This window comes from Stenotrophomonas maltophilia group sp. RNC7 (genome assembly GCF_030910085.1).
Lineage (GTDB): Bacteria > Pseudomonadota > Gammaproteobacteria > Xanthomonadales > Xanthomonadaceae > Stenotrophomonas > Stenotrophomonas sepilia.
This window is the reverse complement of the sequence record NZ_JAVFVN010000070.1, coordinates 1-410: the sequence shown is the minus strand read 5'-3', so window position 1 is coordinate 410 and position 410 is coordinate 1. Positions and strand designations below refer to the sequence as shown.

The 410-nt window shown below is 30.2% G+C and carries 2 protein-coding genes; one reads left to right on the top strand and one right to left on the bottom strand.

What is annotated here, in order from left to right:
- A partial coding sequence (locus tag RCF13_RS00555) for a hypothetical protein (protein WP_308140710.1) occupies positions 1–189 on the top strand: 189 nt, incomplete at its 5' end.
- 11 nt (positions 190–200) lie between these two features.
- Here the strand turns inward: RCF13_RS00555 and RCF13_RS00550 are convergent.
- Positions 201–410: hypothetical protein (locus tag RCF13_RS00550; protein ID WP_308140709.1), on the bottom strand; the 210-nt coding region annotated here is incomplete at its 5' end.

Sequence of the window (410 nt, the reverse complement as noted above, 5' to 3'; positions counted from 1 at the left end):
GATAAACAAAATAGATTAAATAGAATGACTCTACAACGTGGAAGAGATAGAGCAAATGAAAGAATAAGACATGACGAGAAAAATTTCAAAATTATAGAGTGCGATTATGTAGTAGATAGCAACGGAACGGTTGAAAATACCTTTAGTTTAGTAAAGAAAATTATAGAAAAAACAAAGGAGGGAGCATGAATGCTCCCTTTCTAGCAACAAATAGATGCAAATGACTCTCCCAAAGGGGTAAGCTCAATATTACCTCTGGTGATATCTAAGTGAGAAGCATCTTTTAATAAATGCATATCTTTTGGAGGATTTTCAATTACTATATCCGAGTTTATTTTTTCAATAAGAGAAGAATAATATCGAAATAAATGTTGAATTTTAAAGTTTCTTTCATAGTCATATGTATTAGA